At 68.0% G+C, this 16,261-nt stretch carries 12 protein-coding genes; 2 read left to right on the forward strand and 10 right to left on the reverse strand.

What is annotated here, in order from left to right:
• Window positions 1-185 precede the first annotated feature (185 nt).
• The 3 genes from BCL79_RS07355 to BCL79_RS07365 form a co-directional block, all read right to left on the reverse strand.
• Window positions 186-2,243 carry a TonB-dependent copper receptor gene (locus BCL79_RS07355; RefSeq protein ID WP_121039339.1) on the reverse strand — a complete coding sequence of 686 codons (2,058 nt, stop codon included), beginning with the start codon at window positions 2,241-2,243 and terminating at the stop codon, window positions 186-188.
• 70 nt (window positions 2,244-2,313) lie between these two features.
• On the reverse strand, window positions 2,314-2,760 hold the full coding sequence (locus tag BCL79_RS07360; protein WP_428999448.1) for a hypothetical protein: 447 nt from the start codon (window positions 2,758-2,760) through the stop codon (window positions 2,314-2,316).
• Between the two features lie 246 nt (window positions 2,761-3,006).
• A complete protein-coding gene (locus BCL79_RS07365) occupies window positions 3,007-3,990 on the reverse strand; it encodes a LysR family transcriptional regulator (RefSeq protein WP_121039345.1) in 984 nt (327 codons plus the stop codon).
• Between the two features lie 239 nt (window positions 3,991-4,229).
• Here BCL79_RS07365 and cysK point away from each other — a divergent pair, with 239 nt between their 5' ends.
• Both cysK and BCL79_RS07375 read left to right on the forward strand, forming a co-directional pair.
• Entirely contained in the window at window positions 4,230-5,189 is a 960-nt protein-coding gene (gene cysK, locus BCL79_RS07370) for a cysteine synthase A (RefSeq protein ID WP_121039348.1), read from the forward strand.
• Between the two features lie 237 nt (window positions 5,190-5,426).
• On the forward strand, window positions 5,427-6,026 hold the full coding sequence (locus tag BCL79_RS07375) for an O-acetyl-ADP-ribose deacetylase (protein WP_121039351.1): 600 nt from the start codon (window positions 5,427-5,429) through the stop codon (window positions 6,024-6,026).
• A gap of 69 nt (window positions 6,027-6,095) precedes the next feature.
• Here the strand turns inward: BCL79_RS07375 and BCL79_RS07380 are convergent, their stop codons facing one another.
• The 7 genes from BCL79_RS07380 to gap all read right to left on the reverse strand — a co-directional run bounded on the left by BCL79_RS07380 (window position 6,096) and on the right by gap (window position 16,187).
• Complete coding sequence (locus BCL79_RS07380; protein ID WP_121039354.1) at window positions 6,096-7,100, reverse strand: class I fructose-bisphosphate aldolase; 1,005 nt, start codon at window positions 7,098-7,100, stop codon at window positions 6,096-6,098.
• A gap of 246 nt (window positions 7,101-7,346) precedes the next feature.
• Complete coding sequence (gene pyk / locus BCL79_RS07385) at window positions 7,347-8,813, reverse strand: pyruvate kinase (RefSeq protein WP_121039358.1); 1,467 nt, start codon at window positions 8,811-8,813, stop codon at window positions 7,347-7,349.
• A gap of 213 nt (window positions 8,814-9,026) precedes the next feature.
• Window positions 9,027-9,668: an HAD-IA family hydrolase gene (locus BCL79_RS07390; protein WP_121039360.1), complete on the reverse strand. Its 642-nt coding sequence runs from the start codon at window positions 9,666-9,668 to the stop codon at window positions 9,027-9,029.
• Complete coding sequence (locus tag BCL79_RS07395; RefSeq protein WP_121039363.1) at window positions 9,665-10,840, reverse strand: phosphoglycerate kinase; 1,176 nt, start codon at window positions 10,838-10,840, stop codon at window positions 9,665-9,667. Before BCL79_RS07395 ends, BCL79_RS07390 begins: the two co-directional genes overlap by 4 nt.
• Before the next feature lie 114 nt (window positions 10,841-10,954).
• Window positions 10,955-12,337 carry a DUF3999 domain-containing protein gene (locus tag BCL79_RS07400; RefSeq protein ID WP_428999411.1) on the reverse strand — a complete coding sequence of 461 codons (1,383 nt, stop codon included), beginning with the start codon at window positions 12,335-12,337 and terminating at the stop codon, window positions 10,955-10,957.
• Window positions 12,337-15,009, reverse strand: a complete 2,673-nt coding sequence (locus BCL79_RS07405; RefSeq protein WP_121039369.1) for a DUF2339 domain-containing protein — start codon at window positions 15,007-15,009, stop codon at window positions 12,337-12,339. The genes BCL79_RS07400 and BCL79_RS07405 overlap by 1 nt, the downstream gene beginning before the upstream one ends.
• A 176-nt stretch (window positions 15,010-15,185) precedes the next feature.
• Window positions 15,186-16,187: a type I glyceraldehyde-3-phosphate dehydrogenase gene (gene gap, locus BCL79_RS07410; protein ID WP_121039371.1), complete on the reverse strand. Its 1,002-nt coding sequence runs from the start codon at window positions 16,185-16,187 to the stop codon at window positions 15,186-15,188.
• Between the last annotated feature and the right edge of the window lie 74 nt (window positions 16,188-16,261).

The following is a 16,261-nucleotide window of genomic DNA, read 5'->3' on the forward strand; positions in this document are numbered from 1 at the left end:
TGCCAAGCGTTTACCGGCCTGTTCACATCTGCCGGTGACGGGCGAAGGCCTTTCCGTGCTGGGGCCTGCACAGGATGTATCGCCATGTATCGACGCATGTCGAAGTGCGCGGCACGCGCCGGGGTGTCGGATCCAGCGGCGCCGGGCGCCGGGCGGGAGACAGGTCCCCCACCCGGCCAACGTACTCAGTAACGATAGTTCACTTTCAGCCAGGCGGTGCGGCCAGGTTCGTTGATGCGCACCGGATCGGCCGGGAAGCCGAAATCGGCGCTGCCGGCCAGGTTCAGATGCTCGCTGTAGGCGCGGTCGAACAGGTTGTCCACGCCCGCACTCACCAGCAGCGCCTCGTTGACCCGGTAGCTGGCGTTCACGGCCAGGGTGGCGAAGCCGGCGCTGGGGCCGAGATCGCGGGCGACCACGTTGCCCTGCCCCGCCGCGACCCGGCCCTGACGCGAGACCGCGCGTGCCAGCGCCCCCACGGTCCAGCGCTCGCCTTCCCAGGCGGTGCTGAGCCGGGCTTCCAGCGGCGGCATCTGCGGCAGCGCGCGGCCGTCACTGCGGTTCTCGCCCCAGGCATAGGCCAGCGTGCCGCCGAGTTTCCACTGCTGCGCCAGCTGCCACTCCGCGCCCGCCTCGGCGCCGGCAATGCGCGCATCGACATTGCTGGCCTGGCTGGTGCTGCCCATCATGCCGCCGTCGCGGTAGGTGAACAGTATGTAGTCCTGGAGGCGCCCGGCATACGCCGAGACCCAGGCGTTGAGGCGGTCGGTGCGGTACTGCAGGCCCAGATCGAGCTGGGTGGTTTTTTCCGGCTGCACGCCGGTGAAGGCGTTGATCGCGCCGGCCGGGCCGAGATTCGGCGAGAACAGTTCCCAGTAGTCGGGCATGCGCTCGCTGTGGCCGACGCCGGCGTACCAGGTCAACGCGGGTGCGATGTCGCGCTCGAACCGGACGAAGCCGCTGCCGAGGTTCTCGCGACGGGTCTGCCCGGCGGTCGGGTTCGGCATCGCCATCATGCCGGCGGTGGCGCGCTCATCCTTCACCTCGGCACGGTCGATGCGCAACCCACCGACCCAGCGTTGCGCGGTGCCCTCGCCCAGCGTGATCTCGGTGAACGCCCCGAGGTTCTCAAAGCGTGCATCGGTACGCCACGGCTGCTGGCGGTACACGTTGCGACCCATCGCGTTGCGGCTGCGATGGCGGCTGTCCTGCGCGTCCACGCCGGCCACGATGGCGATGTCCTGCCAGCGCCATTCCGAGGCGATACGGCCACCGGTGGTGCGGCGATCAACGTTGGAGCCCATCGGCATCGGCATGCTGCTGGCCGGGTTCGGCGTGCGCAGCGTGTAGTTGTCCATCACGTGGTCGGCGTCGTTGTAGTACACGTTGGCCTGCAGCTTGTCCCATGCACCGGGCAGGTTGTCCTTCTCGAAGCGGGCGGCGTAGCTTGTGCGCTTGAACGCGGCACCGTCCATGCCGCGGCCGGCGTAACGCGCGATCGCATCGCCGGTGCCGGCCGAGAGTTCCAGCACGGTATCGGCATCAGGTGTCCAGCCGACGGCGACATCGCTGTTCCACTTGCGCCACTTGGAGGGCACCACATCCCCGTTGCCGTCCTTGTAGTCATCCGATTCGGAGCGGTTGCCGTTGACGCGCACATAGCCCGGCGAAGCGCCGGCGGTGAGATCCAGCACCTGGTCATTGCGGTTGCGCGAGCCGACCAGGGCGCTGGCGTTGATATCCATGCCCGGCTGATCGAAACGCGGGGTATCGCGCTCGAAGCGCACCGTGCCGGCCGAGGCACCGGCGCCCCAGCGCACGCTCTGCGGCCCCTTGATGATGGTCAACCGATCGAAGGTTTCCGGTGCGATGTAGGACAGCGGGTTGTCCATGCGCGAGGGGCAGGCACCGATCAGATTGCCTTCGTTGCTGACGATGTTCAGGCGCGAACCGAACATGCCGCGCAGCACCGGATCGCCGTTGGTGCCGCCGTTGCGGATCGCCGAGAAGCCGGGAACCGTCTTCAGATAATCAGCGCCATCGCTGGCCGGCACCGGCTGCCGCGGCAGGCGCGGATCGGTGACCCAGTGCAGCGGCGATGAGGGCGCGGTGGCGGTGACGACCAGCGTATCGAGGGTGCGGGCGTCGTCGTTGGCGGCATGCAGCGGCAGCGCGACCAGGGCCAGCGACAGGGAAACAGACAGGCGCGTCAGTGCGCCCGCGCTGCGGGAAGAAACGTTCATGGTGGAACTCCAGAAAAGCACGCAGGCACGCGCCGCCATCACGGCGACACAGGCAGAAAAGGCGGTGGATTCAGGAGATCGCGGGCGGGCCGCGTGCGGCGTGGGCGGGCCAGCGCAGGCTGCGTGGCGTGGGCACCGCGCGCAGCACGCGCGGTGCAATGACCGGCATCGCCGGCAACAGCAGGATCAGCACCGCCAGCCACGGCATCAGCCGCGAGGCCATCATGCAGTACTCGCAGGCGTCGCCATGCCCGGCATGCTCGCTCATCGGCGGCGACGATGCGGGGGTGTCGTGGGCGCTTGGCAGGGCGTGCATCGGCATGGGCTGCATCGCCATGTCGTGCTGCTGCATGTCGTGGTGGTGCACGTCGCGCTGCGCGATGTCGTGCTGCATGTCGTGCCCGGCGTGGGCATCGGGCGGCACCGGCATCGCGTGGGTCATGCCGGTCGGCATCAGCATCACCGGCGCCCCTGCATGCGCCTGCTGCCAGCGGCTGACCAGCGGCGCCAGCGCCATCAGCAGCGTCGCCACGAAGGCAAGCTGCAGAAAAACGGCATACGGGCGACGGCGGACGTTCACCCAGTCATGGTAGCGCCCGACCGTTGGCAGGGCAGCCCGAAGCCCTGCGACCAACCGTCGCAGCGGCCCTTTCGAAGCGCCCACCGAACCCCTCACCCCCTCTGGAGAAAAGCCCCCTTCTGTTGAAGGGGGGCGCCAACGGCGCGGGGTAGAGGGGGAATGCGCGGGCAGCCATCACCGTCGCTAGACGGTGATGGTCTGCGTCAGTGATTCCCAGGTCGGCGGCAGCGGCCAGTTGGCTTCCTGGTTGCCGTCGATCACCCGGCGCAGGTCGCGGGTGTCGATCTGCGGGGCGAGGACATGCACCAGTTCCAGCGCGTAATCGCGCAGCACGCGATCGCGCGGCAGCACGGCCCAGGCGATGCACTCGTCGATCGGCGCCGGGGCCGGCCAGGACCGCAGGTCTTCATCGCTGGCGTTGACCGCCATTTCCGCCAGCAGGCCCACGCCCAGGCCGGTGCGCACATACGTCTTGATCAGATCCGCATCGAGGGCGGTCAAGGCGATGTCCGGGGTCAGCCCGGCGCTGGCGAAGGCGCGCTGCAGCGAGGAGCTGCCGCGGGTGGAGGATTCGTAGCTGATCAGCGGGTGGCTGGCGAGCGCCTGCAGGTCCGGCGCGGCGCCCGGGCGGTCCAGCGCGTGTCCGCGCGGCACCAGCACCAGCCGGCGCCAGCGGTACAGCGGAATGGCCAGGCCGGCAGTGGGCTCACCGCCGGCGGTGCTGATGATGGCGATGTCCGCGTCGCCCTGGCTGAGCAGGTCCAGCGCGTCGCTTTCGGCAGCCTGCTGCAGATGCACGCTGACCTGCGGGTAGGCCTGCTTGATCCGCGCCACTGCCGGCGGCAGCACGAAGCGCGCCTGGGTATGCGTGGTGGTGAGCACCAGTTGGCCCTGGCTTTCACGGCGCTGGTTGGCCGCATAGGTGCGGATGTTGTTGGCCTCGCCCAGGACAGCGCGGGCGCGGCCGATCACTTCCACGCCGGCCGGGGTCACCGCTTCCAGGCTGCGGCCCTTGCGCACGAACAGCAGGAACCCGAGTTCATCCTCCAACTGCTTGAGCTGTTTGGACAGGCCGGGCTGGGTGGCGTGCACACGGGACGCCGCCAGCGTGATGTTCAGCTCGGCGTCGGCAATGGCGACCAGGTAGCGAAGTTGGGTCAGCGTCATGGGCGGGCGATACGGCGCATGGAGAGGGGGCCATCCGACTGTAGGGCAAATGCCGTCACCAGCTTATAACCAAACGTTGTTTAAGAAGGTAATCAGGTCATTTCGCGCGGTCATATGCCAGCGGTACGGTCTGACCGACCCCGGCCCGGCCGCGCGCGGGCGCCTTGCGCCGCCACCGGCCCGACCCTTTCCCCTGCCGCACGGCCCCCGGGCGGCAACGACTTCTGCGGAGCATTCCCATGGCCCTGTACGACTCCATCCTGGACACCATCGGCAACACCCCGGTGGTGCGCCTGCACCGTCTCGCCCCCGAGCACGTCACCCTGTATGCGAAGGTCGAGTCGTTCAATCCCGGCGGCTCGGTCAAGGACCGCCTAGCGCTGGCGATCATTCTCGACGCCGAGGCCAAGGGCCTGCTCAAGCCCGGCGATACCATCGTGGAAGCGACCTCGGGCAACACCGGCGTGGCGCTGGCGATGGTGGCCGCCGCGCGCGGCTACAAGTTCGTGGCCACGATGGTGGAGACCTTCTCGATCGAGCGCCGCAAGCTCATGCGCGCCTACGGCGCCAAGGTGATCCTGACCCCGGCCGCCGAGCGCGGCTCGGGCATGGTCCGCCGTGCGAAGGAACTGGCCGAGGAACACGGCTGGTTCCTGGCCAGCCAGTTCGCCAACCCGGCCAACCCGGCCTATCACCGCAACACCACGGCGCCGGAAATCCTGCGCGACTTCGCCGGCAAGCGGCTGGACTACTTCGTGACCGGTTGGGGCACCGGCGGCACCCTGACCGGCGTCGGCGAAGTGCTCAAGGTCGCGCGACCCGAGACCCGCATCGTCGCCACCGAACCGGAAGGCGCCGCCCTGCTCAAGGGCGATGAGTGGAAGCCGCACAAGATCCAGGGCTGGACCCCCGACTTCGTGCCGGAAGTGCTCAACCGCGGTGTCTACGATGAACTGCTGACCATCGACGACGCGCGCGCCATCGAGACCTCGCGCCGGCTCGCGGCCGAGGAAGGCATCTTCGTGGGCATCTCGGCCGGTGCCACGGTCGCCAGCGCGCTGGACATCGCCGCCAAGGCCGCACCCGGCGCGGTGATCCTGGCGATGCTGCCCGACACGGGTGAGCGCTACTTCTCCACCCCGCTGTTTGCCGATATCAACGAAGGCTCCGACGACGACTGGCTGGCCGGTCTGCCCTGATCTGCCCGTTGGTCCGCAGGAAGGAAGCGCCCGCCCTGATCGGCGGGCGTTTTGCATGGGGCGCTTCATCTGCGGTGAAGCGATCCGGCGGCATCGTGTGAAGGTCAGCCAGCGCTCGCCGGGTCGCACTGCCTGAGACGACGATGACGCAGCCTAGATGTCCTGCAGGTTACGGTGCAGGTCAGGCACGTCATTTCGTTGTATGGACCCGGTATCAGTACGTAAGGAGCGGTACGCATGAAGATCGAAGTGTGGCAGGGCGACATCACGACCCTGGCGGTGGATGCGATCGTCAATGCGGCCAACGAATCCCTGCTGGGCGGCGGCGGCGTGGACGGCGCGATCCATCGCGCGGCCGGTCCGCAGCTGCTCGACGCCTGCCGCGCCCTGCCGGAGATCCGCCCCGGCATGCGCTGCCCGACCGGTGAGGTGCGCCAGACGCCCGCCTTCGAGCTGCCGGCCAGGCATGTGTTCCACACCGTCGGCCCGGTCTGGCAGGACGGTCTGCGCGACGAGCCGGCACTGCTGGCCAATTGCTACTGGAAATCGCTGCAGCTGGCCGAAAAGCTGGATCTGGAATCGATCGCCTTCCCGGCGATCAGCTGCGGCGTGTTCGGCTATCCGCTGCACCAGGCCGCCCACATCGCCGCCACCGAAACCCTTACCTGGCAGCGCTCGCATCGCCAGCCGCGCCGGATCATCCTGGTGGCCTACAACGCGGCGACGTACAAGGCCTACCAATCGGCGCTGGCCGCGCTGGGTCAGCCGGTCGAACCGTCAACCTCGGCGATCTTCGCGCCACTGGCGCTCGGGTTGCCGCCGGCCGCGGCGCACTGAGCAGACCACCGCGCAAACAAAAACGCCGGCACAAGGCCGGCGTTTCCGTTGACGGTGGTCAGGCGTGAATCAGCCGTTCCACTTGCCCAGGGCGGCTTGGCCGTTTTCCTTGGCGCGATCGAAGATCGTCTGCTGCGCCTTGGCGACGTTGGCCTTGGTGTCCTTGGCCCACAGCTTCAGCGCGGCCTGCTGCATGGCGCGGCCGTAGGAGAAGCTCAGCGGCCACGGCAGGTTGCCCATCTGGTTCATGGCGTTCAGATGCGCGGTGGACTGCTCATCGCTCTGGCCACCGGACAGGAACACCACGCCCGGCAGGATCGCCGGCACGGTGCTCTTGAGGCACATCACGGTCGACTCGGCCACTTCCTCGACGTCGGCCTGCTCTTCGCAGCCCTTGCCGGAGATGACCATCGAGGCCTTCAGGATGGTGCCTTCCAGCAGCACGTTCTGCTGGTACAGCGCGTCGAACAGCGAACGCAGGGTGGCTTCGGTGACTTCGTAGCAGGTCTCGATGTCGTGGTCGCCGTCCATGATCACTTCCGGCTCGACCATCGGCACCAGGCCGCATTCCTGGCACAGCGCCGCATAACGGGCCAGCGCGTGGGCGTTGGACTCGATGCAGGTGCCCGACGGGATGCTTTCACCGATGTTGATGACTGCACGCCACTTGGCGAAGCGCGCACCCAGCTTGTAGTACTCCTGCAGGCGCTCGCGCAGGCCGTCCAGGCCTTCGGTGACCAGCTCGCCCGGGCAGCCGGCCAGGGCATGCGCGCCCTTGTCGACCTTGATGCCCGGAATGATGCCCTGGGCGGCCATGTACTTGGCGAACGGGACGCCGTCCTTGGTGGACTGACGGATGGTCTCGTCGTACAGGATCGCGCCGGAGATGTGCTCGTTCAGCTTGGGCGTGGTGAGCAGCAGTTCGCGGTAGGCGCGACGGTTCTCCTCGGTGTTCTCCAGGCCGACGCTGGCGAAGCGCTTGCCGATGGTGCCGGTGGATTCGTCGATCGCGATGATGCCCTTGCCCGGGGCGACCATGGCCTGTGCGGTTTCAGCCAGCTGTTCGATGCTCATGTACTTCCTGTGGCGGGTGCGGGAAAACCCCAATTATAGACCCCGCCTCCCGTGAACTGACCGTCCACGGAATCTGGAAACGATTCCATCCCTAAACGGGCCCAGGGGAGCGAATGTGTCTGGGGGAAAGCCCCCTGAGTGAGGGGGCGGCCGCGAAGCGGCGGGGGTCTGGGAGATGGTAAGAAGGGGCCCACGGTTTGCAGCGCAAACCGTGGGGCGACAGCGCGTATGCGATGACGCGTACCCTTAGAGTTCGCCCAGGCCGCTCGCACGGCCGTCTTCGCCCACTTCCAGCAGGCGCAGCGTGTTCGTGGCGCCATGGGTTTCCATGTGCTCGCCGCTGGTGAAGACGACGCGGTCGCCGCTCTGCAGCTGGTTCGCTTCGAACAGCAGGCGGATGCTGCCGCGCGCGGCTTCGCGCGGGGTCAGGCCGCGGCTGTCGAAGTTGATCGGGAACACATCGCGCATCAGCGCCATCTGGCGGCGGGCGCCGTCATGGCGGGTCACCGCGAACACCGGTGCCGAGGCACGGAAGCGCGACAGGTACCGCGCGGTGCCACCGGATTCGGTCATCGCCACGATCGCGCGCACGCCTACGTGCTGGGACAGGAACATGGTGGCCATGGCGATCGCCTGGTCGGCACGTTCCAGATTGCGCGGCGAGGCGCCGAAATCGGTCTCGGTCTGGAACTGGCGTTCGGCACCGAGGCAGATACGCGCCATCGCTTCGACCGCCTTGACCGGGTACATGCCCGCGGCGGTTTCGGCCGAGAGCATCACCGCATCGGTACCGTCGATGACCGAGTTGGCCACGTCCAGCACTTCGGCGCGGGTCGGGATCGGGCTTTCGACCATCGACTGCAGCATCTGGGTGGCGGTGATCACCACCTTGTTCTGCGCCAGCGAGGCCTTGATGATTTTCTTCTGCAGGCCCGGCAGTTCGGCATCGCCGATTTCCACGCCCAGATCGCCACGCGCGACCATGACCACGTCACTGGCGTCGACGATCTCTTCCAGGTTGTCGATCGCTTCGGTGCGCTCGATCTTGGAAACCAGCGCGGCGTAGCAGCCGTGCGACTCGGCGATCTCGCGCGCGTCGTTCATGTCCTGCGCATTGCGGCAGAAGGAGACGGCGATGAAATCCACGCCGATCTTGGCCACGATGCCGATCAGTTCCTTGTCGCGCTCGGTCAGCGCGCCCAGCGACAGGCCACCGCCCTGCTTGTTCAGGCCCTTGCGGTCGGACAGCACGCCATCGTTGAGCACGGTGTTGATGATGCGCTCGCCCTGCACTTCGGTGACCTGCAGCTGCATCAGGCCATCGTCGAGCAGCAGGATGTCACCGGCCACCACGTCCTGCGGCAGGCCGAGGTAGCTCACGCCCACCTGGGTGGTGTCGCCGGCCGGTGCGTTCGGTGAGGCGACCAGGTCGAAGCGGTCGCCCGCCTTGAGCTTGATCTTGCCTTCGGCGAAACGCTCGATGCGGATCTTCGGGCCCGGCAGATCGGCCAGGATGCCCACTTCCACGCCCACGCGGGCGGCGGCGGCACGTACATCGGCAGCGCGCTTGGCCTGGCCGGACGGGTCACCGTGGCTGAAGTTGAGGCGAACCACGTTCACGCCGGCGCGGAAGAGATCCTCCAGCACGCCCGGCGGGTCGGTCGCCGGTCCGAGGGTGGCAAGGATCTTGGTGCGACGCTGACGCTCAATCATGGTTAATGGGCTCCCGTTAAAGGAGTGAAATTAGCACACCCATCACGTCCCATGAATACGATTACACCGCTGGCACGCTTGGGTTTCACCGTTGTCCTGCAGACAGCCCGAGACGACCGGGCGGACAGTCATCTGACCGCCCGCCGGCCAGCGCCAATCGCGGCGGGGCTTTGCGCAGGACATGCGGCGGCGTACGGATCGCCGCCGCGGCCCTCAATCGATCAGGGTGAGCAGGTCGTCCGGTGCCTGCGCGAGGTGCGCCGCCCCGGCCGCTGTGAGCTCTTCGGCACCGCCGAAGCCCCACAACACGCCGATATTGCGCAGCCCGTGATGACGCGCGCCTTCGATATCCATGCGCCGGTCGCCGATCATCCAGCACTGCGCCGGGGTCAGCGACAGCCGGCGCAGGGCCTCGGCCACCAGCTGCGGCTTCTCGCTGCGGCTGCCATCCGGGGTGGCGCCGATCACATCCTCGAAGCAGTCACCGAACGGCAGGTGCTCGACGATGCGCCGGGCGTGCGGCTCGTTCTTGGCGGTGACGATCGCCAGCCGATGGCCGCGACCCTTCAAGGCCTGCACGACCTGGCCGATCCGCGGGTAGACCTCATGCTCGCGCCAGCCGACCACGTCGAAGCGCTCGCGGTAATACGTCACCGCCTGTTCGACCTGGGCCGGATCGTTGAACAACGGCGCGAAGCTGGTGCGCAACGACGGCCCGATCCAGCGCCGTAGTTCGGCCTGTGGCGGGACCGGTTGGCCCATCTGGGTGAGCGCATGCGCCACGCACCCGGTGATCCCGACGGCCGAATCGATCAGCGTGCCGTCGAGATCGAAGAACAGCACAGCGCGGCTCACGAGCCGCGGGCCTCCAGCGCGGCGACGGCCGGCAGGGTCTTGCCTTCCAGGAACTCCAGGAACGCGCCGCCACCGGTGGAGATGTAGCTCACCTCGCCGGCGATGTCGTACTTGTCCACCGCGGCCAGGGTGTCGCCACCACCGGCGATCGAGAACGCCGGCGAGGCCGCGATGGCACGGGCCAGCGCTTCGGTGCCATGGCTGAAGGCCTCGAATTCGAACACACCGACCGGGCCGTTCCAGACCACGGTGCCGGCCTTGGCGATCAGGCCCACGTAGTGCTGGGCCGTCTCCGGGCCGATATCCAGGATCAGGTCATCCTCGGCCACGTCGGCGACGGCCTTCACCGTGGCTTCGGCGTCCGGCAGGAACTGCTTGGCCACCACCACGTCGGTCGGCAGCGGGATGTCGGCGCCACGCGCCTTGGCATCGGCGACGATCTTCTTGGCGGTGTCCAGCAGGTCCGGCTCATACAGCGACTTGCCGACCGGGTAACCGGCGGCCGCGATGAAGGTGTTGGCGATGCCACCGCCGACGATCAGCTGGTCGACCTTGCCGACCAGGCTGGAGAGCAGTTCGAGCTTGGTGCTGACCTTGCTGCCGGCCACGATCGCCAGCAGCGGCGGGGCCGGGGCGAGCAGCGCCTTGGCCAGCGCGTCCAGTTCGGCCATCAGCAGCGGACCGCCAGCGGCGACCGGCGCGAAGCGGATCACGCCATGGGTGGAGGCCTGCGCGCGGTGCGCGGTGCCGAAGGCATCCATGACGAACACATCGCACAGCGCGGCGTACTTCTTCGCCAGCGCTTCATCGTCCTTGCCCTCGCCGACATTCATGCGGCAGTTTTCCAGCAGCACGATGGAACCCGGCGCGACGTCCACGCCATCGACCCAATCACGCACCAGCGGCACCTGGACACCCAGCAGCTGCGACAGGCGCAGCGCCACCGGGGCCAGCGATTCGGCTTCACTCCACACGCCTTCCTTCGGACGCCCCAGGTGCGAGGTCACCATCACGGCGGCGCCCTTCTCCAGCGCCAGCTTCAGCGTCGGCAGCGACGCGGTGATGCGCTGCTCGGAGGTGATCTGGCCGTTGTCGATCGGCACGTTCAGATCCTGGCGGATCAGCACGCGCTTGCCGGAGAGATCGAGGTCGGTCATGCGAACGATGGACATAAGCAACTCTTTGGCTCTGAAGAAGGAAGGGCGCCGTGCGGCGCAGACCATCATTGTCCCGGCTGCGCGGGTGCATCGCAAATCCATAACAGGGACGGAGGTAGTTAAGCGCGCTTAACTACCCCCGTCCCCGTTAAGACGCGGCTGGCGCAGCAGGCTGACCGCGAAGCCACCGACGATCAGCACGCCGATCACCAGCAGCGCCCACAGCAGCCACTGTTTCCAGTCGCGCTGCGGGGCCACTGCGGCATCGCCGGCGAGTACTTCCGGTGCGCCCTGCACGCTTGCCTGCGCCGGTTGCCACTGCGCGCCATGCTGCTCGCGCAGCTGCGCGATCACCGTGGCCACCGGCGCATCCTGGCGCTCGGCACGCACGCTGCCGGCGGCCACCGCAAACGGCGGCTCGCCCTGGCTGAGGAACACCAGCGCTTCGGGCTGGTAGCCAAGCTTGAGCGTCGGTGCCGGCATCGACTGCGGCTGGCCGGCCACCAGCTTCCAGTAACGATCACGCGTACTGCGTGCCAGTGGCTGGGTCTGCGATTGGCGACGGTCGGCGGCGTCCTGCAGCTGATAGGCCACCCACGGGCCGGCGCGCACCTGCCACGGTTGATCGGCATCGTCGCGGCTCAACAGCGTCCACTGCACCACGCTGTTGTCGGCGGTGGCGATATCGGCCTGCGCGATCGGGAAGCGCCCTTCCAGCTGATACTCGAACTCGCCGGGTTTGCCGGCGGTACCGGTCAGCGACTGCCAGCGCCACGCGATCGCCTGCGCGGCCGGCGCCAACTCGGCCTGCACCGTGGACAGCGCCGGCAAGGCATCGGCGCCGATCGGCAGGATCCGGAAGTACTTGGCCTGGCGCGCGATCTCGATGCGGCGCTGCTGCAGGCGGCGGCCTTCGTGCTGCAGGTCCACCAGCGGCACATCGTCGGCGATGCGCAGCCAATCGCGCAGATCGTTGCTCATCTCCACGCGAACGCGCGCCTGCAGTGGCGACTGTGTCTGCCAGTCCAGGCGCAGCGCCTGCACGCCGGTCTTCAGCGCGCTGGCGTCGATCAGCCAGCCGGCCGGTTGCCCGGCCGCGCCACCGCGTCCCAGCAGCGCTTCCACCCGGCGCACGCTGCCGTCGGTATTGCGCTCGGTCAGCAGCTGCAGATCATCGCCGGAGGTACCGGCCATCGGCGGCAATGGGAACCAGGACAGCGTCTGCCATTGTGGCGCCTGCGCCAGTGGCTGATCGGCAGCCAGCAGCGCCGAAGGCAGTGCCTGGCCTTGTGCGTTGAACACCTGCACGTCGGCCAGGCGTGGCGACACCGCAGTGCGGTAGACGCCATCGTCGAGCGTCAGCCGGTAGGCACCGGCCTGCGGCTGCGCGAGCTGCAGCGGCCATTGCTGGCGATAGGCCTGGCGGTCATCGGCGGCCTGGGCCTGGGCCTGGGCCTGGGCCAGCGCCGGAAGCGCCAGCGCGGTGAAGAGGATCAGCGGGCGAAAGGTCATCAAGACTGCGGCTCCACGGCGGGGTCCGGCGCGCGCGGCGGCGCCGGTGCCAGATAGCCCACGACCGTGCACAGCAGGCCGTAGGCGATGAAAGAAGAAATGCCCAACAGGTTGCCCAGGTGCTGGCGGTCGATCAGCACCAGCTTGGCCAGCACCACGCCCATCAGCACCGCGCCGACCAGCCACAGCACGCGTTGCCCGCGGCGCGAGCCCCACACCCAGCTGATCACGCCGAGCACGCTCCACACCACGGTCAGGCTGGTCTGGGCGAGGGTCGAAGACCACAAGCGCTCGTTCCACGGCACCCCGCCCCAGTGATGCACGGCGTGCAGGGTGATGCTGGTCAGGGCGACGAAGCCGGCAATCGCCAGCACCGGTATGCGCATCGCACGCAGGCCATCCGGCGCCTGCGCAGACCACAGCCAGCGCGCAGCGAGCACCAGAACGGCGATCTGCGCCAGTTCCACCGGGTTGAGCAGCGGCAGCCACGGCAGCGGTGCTGCGCCGGCCGGGACCAGCAACAGGCCCGCCCAGCTCACGCCAAGCACCGCGAACAACGTGCCCTGCAGCGGCGTGCGCATCGGATCGAAGCGTTCGCCAAGCGGCACCGTCAGCCAGCGCCAGCGCAACAGCGCCACGGCGGTGACGAGCAGCCACGGCAACAGCATCAGGGCCAGGCCCCAACCCTGTGCCAGCGCGAAACGGTCGGCCAGCCACAGGCAGGCCAGCGACACCACGGACGGCCACAGCAACCACCACAGGAACTGCGCCGCCAGCGACGTGCGGTCGTCGCCTGCGCGCAGACACCACAGGCTGCGCACGCCCAGCAGCGCGAACACCGCCCAGGCCAGTGCGCCATAACCGGCGAACGGCTGGTCATGCACATCGGCCTGCCACAGCGCCAACGGGAACGCAGCCAGCACCATCGCCAGCGTGGTGAGCACCAGTGCGCGTGCCGGCCAGCGCCGATGCATCTCGGCGGCCAGCCAACCGGTGACGGCCGCGGCGATCAGCAGCGCATCGGGCTCGCTGCGGTGGGCGACGAAGCGCAGGATCTCGTGGCTGATACTGCCCAGCCACCACAGCAAGCCCCACAGGTAGTACACGATGGCCGGCGACTGCTGCTGCGCGCGGCGATAGCTGAAGGCCGCCGCGAAACCAGCCACCGCCAGCAGCAGGCCGCTCATGAAGGTCGGGTTGGCGATGGCCGTGGCGTCCAGATGCCAGTAATCGGCGCCGACCACGAAGCCGAACGCGGCGCCCAAGGTCAACAACGCACCGGTGACCTGCGGCAGCCAGCGCTGCTGTCGCAGCCCCAGCCAGGCCAGGGCCGCCCCTTCCAGCGCGAACACGCTGGCGGTGGCCCGTGCAGACAGCGCCAGCGGCACCGCCAGCGTCGCAAAGCCCACCGCGAGCACCGCATGCGACTGACCCAGTGCGGCATAGCGCTCGCGCTTGATCAGCACCCACGCCAATCCCGCATACAACGCGGCCAGTGCCAGCGAGCACAACGCCAGCAGCAGGCGATCGTCGTGCAGCAGACCGGCCTGCAACGAAAACGCGATCAGCGGCGTACCGAACACCAGGCTGCCATCGATCAGATCGCGTTTCTCCGCACGCTGCCGGCGCGCATAGAGGATCGGAATCAGCAGGTAGAAGGCGAAGAACAGCAGCAGGAACGGCTCGGTGCTGGCGAACTTGTCCGGGCTGTACTGGAGCACGCCCCAGGCGGTACCGATGCCGAAGGTGAAGGCAAAGCCGAGCAGGTTCAGCGCGCGCCACGGTCGCCACCAGGCAATCGCCAGGATCGCCGCATTGAGCACCGCGTAATACGAGAACAGCGCGACATGATTGCCGCTGCCGGTGGACAGCCAGATCGGCGCCATGAAGCCGGCCAGGATGCCGAGCACGGCCAGCGTGCGCGAGTTCTGCACCACCGCCAGCACGCCCATGCCGGCGATCAGCAGCACACTGAGCGCGAACGCCGGCGCGGCGGGGATCAGGTCATAGCGCTTGAACGCGGCGAAAATGGTCAGCAGCAGGATGCCGATCGCCCCGCCCTGCAGCGCCAGCGCGAACAGGTGCCGGGTATCGCGCTGCACCCAGCCGAACACCAGCCCGGCCAGCGCCGCCAGCGCGATGGCGGCCAGGCGCAGCTCGATCGGTGCGTTCAACCAGCCCTGGTCGCTGGCGTACTTGAGCAGCGCGGCCACACCGGCCAGCAGCACCAGCATGCCGATCTTGACCGGCACATTGCCCTCGGTGAACCACTGTTTGAGGGTGCCGATGATGCGCTCGCCGATGCCCGGTTCCTGCGGTGCGGCAGGTGCCGGCGGTGGTGCAGACCGGGGCGGCAGCGGGGGCGGCTGCGCCGGTTCGTCCAGTGGCGCAACGCGCGCAGCGGGGGCAGTCACCGCAATGGGTGACGCGTCCGGTGTGCGCGGCGCGGCATCCAACGGCGGGGACACGGTGTCGACCGACGCAATGTCGGCCCAGCGCAGCGGCCGTTCGGGCGCGGCGGGTGCCGGCGTGGCGTCCCAGGCCGAGCCTGCCGCGCGTTGCTCCAGCGCGGCGACGCGGCGGCGCAGGCCGGCGATCATCACCAGCGCCACGATCAGCAGCAGCGGGATCGCCAGCAGTACCAGCACCAGCAGGACAATCAGAGCTTCCATTCCAGGCCATCCTCAAGAGGTCGCCCCGGCTGCACCCGGCAGGCGCAGTGCCAGGGCACGCGGGCCATGCTAAAGGATCGGCGGCACACGCGGGATCACGCCCTGACGGGCGCCCCTGAAACGACAGACCCCGGCACGGGGCCGGGGTCTGTGGAATGACGCAGGGCAGCGCTGGCTTACGCCGCGACGACCTTGACCATTTCCAGGCACTTGTTGGAGTAGCCCCATTCGTTGTCGTACCACGACACCAGCTTGACGAAGGTGCTGTCCAGCGCGATGCCGGCATCGGCGTCGAACACCGAAGTGTGGGTTTCACCGCGGAAGTCGGTCGCCACGACCTTGTCTTCGGTGTAGCCCAGGATGCCCTTCAGCGCGCCTTCGCTCTGCGCCTTCACTTCAGCGCAGATCTCGGCGTAGGTGGCTTCCTTTTCCAGCTCGACGGTCAGATCGACCACCGACACGTCCGAGGTCGGCACGCGGAAGCTCATGCCGGTCAGCTTCTTGTTCAATTCCGGGATCACCACGCCGACGGCCTTGGCCGCACCGGTGGAGGACGGAATGATGTTTTCCAGGATGCCACGGCCACCGCGCCAGTCCTTGTTGGACGGGCCATCGACGGTCTTCTGGGTGGCGGTCGCGGCGTGCACGGTGGTCATCAGGCCACGCTTGATGCCCCACTTGTCGTTGATGACCTTGGCCAGCGGGGCCAGGCAGTTGGTGGTGCACGACGCGTTGGAGACGATCGCCTGGCCGGCATAGGTCTTGTCGTTCACGCCGAACACGAACATCGGGGTGTCGTCCTTCGACGGTGCCGACAGGATCACCTTCTTGGCGCCCGCGTCGATGTGCTTCTGCGCGGTTTCCTTGGTCAGGAACAGGCCGGTGGATTCGATGACGACGTCCACGCCGACCTCGTCCCACTTCAGGTTGGCCGGATCGCGTTCCTGGGTCAGCCGGATCTTCTTGCCGTTGACCAGCAGGTCGTTGCCGGAGACTTCCACATCGGCCTTGAAGCGGCCATGCACGGAGTCGTACTTCAGCATGTACGCCAGGTAGTCCGGCTCCAGCAGATCGTTGATGGCGACGATTTCGATGTCATTGCCGAAGTTCAGCACGGCCGAGCGCAGTACGTTGCGCCCGATGCGACCGAAACCGTTGATGCCAACCTTGATTGCCATGTTCACAAGCTCCTGCAGCCGCGACGGTGCGGCGCCGATGGAAAGGGGCGTTCATTCTAGCAGGGCCGGAACCG

The organism is Stenotrophomonas rhizophila (assembly GCF_003651185.1).
GTDB lineage: Bacteria > Pseudomonadota > Gammaproteobacteria > Xanthomonadales > Xanthomonadaceae > Stenotrophomonas > Stenotrophomonas maltophilia_Z.